Annotated in this window: 7 protein-coding genes; 3 read left to right on the top strand and 4 right to left on the bottom strand. The window is 42.3% G+C overall.

From position 1 onward, the window contains the following. Positions 1-100 precede the first annotated feature (100 nt). The 3 genes from EWV84_RS11335 to EWV84_RS11325 form a co-directional block, all read right to left on the bottom strand. Entirely contained in the window at positions 101-439 is a 339-nt protein-coding gene (locus EWV84_RS11335) for a type II toxin-antitoxin system VapC family toxin (RefSeq protein ID WP_287078081.1), read from the bottom strand. Further along, complete coding sequence (locus tag EWV84_RS11330) at positions 429-689, bottom strand: hypothetical protein (RefSeq protein WP_287078080.1); 261 nt, start codon at positions 687-689, stop codon at positions 429-431. The genes EWV84_RS11335 and EWV84_RS11330 overlap by 11 nt, the downstream gene beginning before the upstream one ends. A gap of 206 nt (positions 690-895) precedes the next feature. Next, a complete protein-coding gene (locus tag EWV84_RS11325; RefSeq protein WP_002745598.1) occupies positions 896-1,144 on the bottom strand; it encodes a Ycf34 family protein in 249 nt (82 codons plus the stop codon). Positions 1,145-1,238: 94 nt separating this feature from the next. Between EWV84_RS11325 and EWV84_RS11320 the strand changes: the two genes are divergently transcribed. Then, positions 1,239-2,456 carry a tRNA nucleotidyltransferase/poly(A) polymerase-related protein gene (locus EWV84_RS11320; protein ID WP_287078079.1) on the top strand — a complete coding sequence of 406 codons (1,218 nt, stop codon included), beginning with the start codon at positions 1,239-1,241 and terminating at the stop codon, positions 2,454-2,456. Between the two features lie 76 nt (positions 2,457-2,532). Here the strand turns inward: EWV84_RS11320 and EWV84_RS11315 are convergent, their stop codons facing one another. Further along, positions 2,533-3,351 carry a carbon-nitrogen hydrolase family protein gene (locus tag EWV84_RS11315; protein ID WP_287078078.1) on the bottom strand — a complete coding sequence of 273 codons (819 nt, stop codon included), beginning with the start codon at positions 3,349-3,351 and terminating at the stop codon, positions 2,533-2,535. A gap of 85 nt (positions 3,352-3,436) precedes the next feature. On the opposite strand from EWV84_RS11315, the gene EWV84_RS11310 reads away from it, so the two are divergent. Then, on the top strand, positions 3,437-4,069 hold the full coding sequence (locus EWV84_RS11310; protein ID WP_287078077.1) for an HAD-IB family phosphatase: 633 nt from the start codon (positions 3,437-3,439) through the stop codon (positions 4,067-4,069). Between the two features lie 237 nt (positions 4,070-4,306). Beyond that, complete coding sequence (locus EWV84_RS11305; RefSeq protein WP_287078076.1) at positions 4,307-5,200, top strand: prohibitin family protein; 894 nt, start codon at positions 4,307-4,309, stop codon at positions 5,198-5,200. The last annotated feature ends 173 nt before the right edge of the window (positions 5,201-5,373 follow it).

Below are 5,373 nucleotides of genomic sequence, written 5' to 3'. Positions count from 1 at the left end.
TATAGATGATTTCCTGACCTAAGATCACATTTTATTCTTTTTTCCACTTCAATCTAAGAATTGAGAAAAAAGCAAAACCTTATATTATACCATAAAAAAATTATGCAAGAGGTCTAATTTGCAGCGCAGCAGCAACATGAAGTGCATCCATCGCCGCTAAACCGTAAGTGCCAGCAATTTCATGAGCATTCTGTATAATTTTTTCTAAGTCAGTTGCCCAGTAATTAACAGCCAGAAAAAATGTTTCGTAAAATTCTATTTCTTCTTGTTGCTTGTTAAAAGTTGCTTTAGGTAATACTTCTAACTGAACAAATCGACTTGAGGCAAACTGCCGATTTTCATCGTTGAGAATTTGATAGGCTTTGATACTGGCTGATTGGATGCCTTGGAAAGCAGTAATGAGTACGCCAGAGTCTATGTAGGCTTTCTTATGACTCACTGCATCCCCCTCGACGTGCAGCAATTTCTTGTTCTATCTCGTCTTCATTGAGCAGTTGCAATCCAGCTGCGATTGCCCGATGTCGGATTTCCCATAACTTTTTGCTTAATGGTGTTTGGGGAATAAAATTAGATTGTGGTGCTGTTGTTTCTGACTTAGACTTAAGTATTTGAACAAATTGTAAAACTTTTTGTTGCTTTTCCGGTGTCAGTTCTCGCCATTGTTCAAGTAGTTCTTCTTCTTTACCCATAAATACCTCGCTCTTAAGTTATGAATTGTTTGCTTTTAAGCAATGCTCATTGATAAAAACCACTCCAGACACAACGGTTAGGAACTTTTTCTATATATATGACCACCATTCCACGGGTACAGCAAGAAAAGTTAACGGGTCTATCTATTGCTGGATAAGGGTTTTTGGCTCTTGTAGTAGATATGTATGGGGGAAGTTCAGGTATTTTAGGTGGGAATTGGTTCACCCGGACGCAAACTAGACCATTTACCAGTTTCCCGTAAAAAGCTGTCACAACCCACCACATCCCACTCCATTTCGATATAATCTTCCTTGGTGCGAATGTTAACGTTAATAGAAGGGTTCTTCGCTTCAAAGTCCGGTGTCTCGGTGAGATGACGTTCCTGATGTTGTGTTTCTACGGCATGATAGGTGAGACAGCGATCAACAAAATAGCAGTTAATACAAATACACATAAGTTTAACTCTATAAGTCTTTTCCGTTAATCTAGCTCAGTCTCTCCCCAAATGGGGCCGGTCAAAATTATATTTTTGTAAACTGCTCTTGTCGATGTCTTGTCAAAAAAACCTAAATAGTTTAGTTAAAGAAGTTTTTGCGATTAATCAGGAAGAATTGCCAGAAAATGCTTATTTAGTCGGTGGTGCTGTGCGAGACGCTTTATTAAACCGTCAGAAAGACTATATTGACCTAGATTTTGTGGTTCCCGAAAAAGCGATCGAAATTGCTCAAACTATTGCCCATCAGTATAAGGCCGGTTTTGTGGTTTTAGATGCCGTTCGTCAAATTGCTCGCGTCGTTTTTCCGCAGGGTACGCTTGATTTCGCACAACAGGAGGGAGAATCTCTAGAAATAGACCTAAAAAGACGGGATTTCACCGTTAATGCTCTCGCTTATAATCTCCAAACCCAAGAAATTTTCGATCCTTTAGGGGGATTAAAAGATTTAGGCTGCCAATCTCTGCGGATGATTTCCCGGGAAAATCTCCAAAATGATCCCCTAAGATTATTAAGGGCCTATCGACAAGCGGCTCAATTAGACTTTGAGATCGAACCCCATACCCGTGTAACTATTCGTTCTCTTGCCCCTTTATTGCGCCTTGTAGCCGCCGAAAGGGTACAATCCGAGCTAAACTACCTTTTGCTCAATTCCCGTGGCAATAAATGGCTAAAAAGTGCCTGGGAAGATGGCTTATTATCTCTCTGGTTGCGTCGGATTACCCCCGCAAAAATGGGACGAGTTATGGGGGTGGAAGCGGCAGCGGGATTTTTAGAATCTTTGTTACCAGAAAAATTTATCTTTTCCCCTTCTCAGTTACAGTTGACAAAATTGGCCCTATTGGTATCGGATATTTTAGCAGAAGCGGAAAAAGAATTAATCAATCTCAAGTATTCCCGTGGGGAAATTCGCACGGTAATCACGGTAATTAAGTGTTTACCCCCCCTCAAGGAGGCAGACAATTTAAGTCTGCGGGAACAGTATTTTATTTATCTAAATACGGGAAAAGTATTTCCTGTCTTTGCTCTTTTTGCTTTATCGATGGGGATTAACAAAAATATCGTCGCTTCTCTGTTTACTTCCTATCTCGATCCCCATAATATTATCGCCCATCCCCGACCTTTATTAAGGGGCGATGATTTAATCAACCATTTACACCTGAAACCTAGTCCGATTATTGGTAAGTTATTAACCGAGGTACAAATTGCCCAAATTGAAGGCAAAGTTACAGTTTTTCAGGAGGCGATCGATTTTGCTAAAAAGTTATTATAAGTGGTTGGAGAACAGAGAAGTGAGGCTCTGTTCCCTATTGATACCCGTCGCTGGGAACTAATTTTTCGATCGAATTTTAAACAAAAACACGATGCTGCAGGGAAGGCATTTGTCGTCGCACTTGTTGCAGACGTTGGGGATTAATTTCGGCAATTGCCACTCCCGCTTCTTCCCCCGCGTCAGCTAAAACCACACCCCAAGGATCGATAATCATAGCGTGACCGTGGGTGTAACGGCGCTCGTAATTATTGCCCGTTTGAGCGGGGGCTATTATATAACAAGTATTCTCGATCGCTCGCGCTTGTAACAAAACTTTCCAATGATCTTTCCCTGTAAAAGCTGTAAACGCCGCGGGGACAAATAAAACATCGGCTCCTTGCTGCGATAAATAGCGATAGAGTTCGGGAAAACGCACATCATAGCAAATCGAGAGGCCAATTTTGCCCAAGCTATCGGAGCCATAAATTGGCGGTAAATCGATCCCTGCCATGACTGTACTCGATTCCTGATAGGTGTTACCATCCGGGACATTGACATCAAAGAGATGGACTTTTTGATAACGGGCTAATTCCGCACCGTTGCCATCGACTAAAATAGCCGTATTATAAGCTTTATCGGCAATACCCGTCACTGGCACGGGAAAACCACCCCCTAAAATGGTCACTTGAAACCGTTGGGCCATGGTGCGGAGGAATTGATCGGCTTTGAGAGCAATAGTCTCGGCCTGGGCGATTTTATCGGTTTCTCCCCCCATAAAGGCGAAATTTTCCGGTAAACCGATTAATTCCGCCCCTTTACCCACGGCAAGTTCGATCAATTCTTCAGCGGCAGCGAGATTTTTCTCTAAATCCGGCTGACTGGTCATTTGAATAGCGGCGGCGAGATAGGATTTCATGGGGTTGAAGCTCTAGAATCAGATAATCTCTGTAAAATTAATCATAACCTTCGATTATATCCAATTTCAGATATTTTGTCACCCCATGAGTAAAACTGTTTTCTGTGACTTTGATGGCACTATCACCGCCGTGGAAACCTTTGCGGGTATGCTCAAAGAATTCGCCCCCGATTTATCGGCTCAGATTATGCCCCAAATGTACGCCCGTACTCTCAGTCTGCGCCGGGGTGTCCGTCAACTGTTAGAGTCGATACCGAGCCAAAAGTACGCCGATATTCTCGCCTATGCCGAAAGCAAGCCAATTCGCCCCGGATTAGCCGAATTCCTCGCTTTTTTACAGGAGCGAGCCATCCCTTTTATTATTATCTCCGGTGGTATCCAAGGCATGATTGAAACGGTCTTAAAACGCGAGGGACTATTAGATAAGGTAACGGCAATTTATGGGGTAAATCTTCATACTCAGGGGGAATATCTGCAAGTTCACTCCGATTGGGAAAATGAGACAGAATTAGTGGCTAAAGCCTTGATTATGGCCAAATATTCAGGAGTAGAAACTATTGCGATCGGTGATTCCGTTACCGATATTACCATGGCTAGAAGGGCCGATCTAGTTTTTGCTAGGGATCGTTTAATCGATTATCTGCAAGCGGAAAATCAACCCTATATTCCTTGGGATAACTTTTTTGAGATTCGTGAATATCTGTTATTGAGAGATTAGACAAAATCGGCTCTTCAATTTAATTATAACCACTTACTTATAAGGCTTGCCAGGTCTTGGGATCAATGAGTTGGTGAATGGGATCTTCGCTATTGACCCGTAGTGGCCACAGTCTCCACAGACCAGAAGTTGGCAAACTAATCAAAGAGAGAGGACATAGCGGGCTGGCAATTTCTTAAACGGTTCTTAAAGGCGCACCGTTATCATCCGATCAGTAGTTATTTTTTAGGTCTGATTATGTCTTGGATACTTTCGGCGATCGCCGCTCTGGTCAGTTGGAGCCTGTTTTTTACTGTTAAGTTCAAGGAAAACGCCAATCCCCTCATTCGGCCCTTGAGTCTGCTGATTGGACTGTTAAGTAGTGCTGTCTTTTTATTTCAGATAATAGGCCGTTTTGCGGTGGTCATTCCGGCGGGGGAAGTGGGTGTGATGGAAAGCCTGGGTCAAGTGGGTCCAAAAACCCTATCCCCTGGCATTTATTTTATCAATCCCTTTACCGATATCATTACCTATTCCACCCGTTTACAGGACATCAAAGAAACCGTTGATACCACCTCTAAGGAAGGGCTAGGTTTTAAAATGGACGTGAGTTTACAATACCGTCTTGATCCCACTAAAGCAGGAGAGGTTTTCCAAAAAATTGGCAGTCCTGAGCAACAAAAAGAAATTATTACTTCCCGTTTTCGCTCGTTGATTCGTCAGATTACAGCGAATTATCCCCTAACCGATATTTATGGAGAAAAAAGGGCTATTATTGCCCAAAATCTTGGTGAAAGTATGGCCACTCAACTCCAGCCCCTCGGTTTTATTGTCGAAGAAGCTTTACTCCGCAATATTATTTTGCCCGATAATATTCAAGCCGCTATTCAAGCGAAAGTAGCCACGGAACAGGAAAGCCAAAAAATTGATTTAGAAATCCAAAAAGCCAAAAAAGAAGCGGAACGGAAAATAATTGAAGCGAGGGGAACCGCCAATGCTCAGAAGATTTTATCGGAAGGTTTAACGGATAAAATCATTCAACTGAAAACCATTGAAGCAACAGAAAAGTTAGGGCAATCTCCCAATAGTAAGATCATTATCCTTGGTGGCGGGCAAAAAACTTTACCGTTAATGCTGACCGACGATAAGTAGCCATGCGCGACTCACAAGAGCTTTGGTATTATTGTACAAGAACGATTTAACTGCATCATAGTTAGTAAAAGTATAGTCAAATATAGACAGACTGAATTCCATTTCAGAAATTCCCTTCACTTTTACTTCGAGAGATTAATTCTCCTTGGGTGAACTACGCACCTCTCTATCCC

This window comes from Microcystis sp. M_QC_C_20170808_M3Col (assembly GCF_007095505.1).
Lineage (GTDB): Bacteria > Cyanobacteriota > Cyanobacteriia > Cyanobacteriales > Microcystaceae > Microcystis.
The sequence above is the reverse complement of the archived record's forward strand: the minus strand, read 5'-3'. Positions and strand labels throughout refer to the sequence as shown.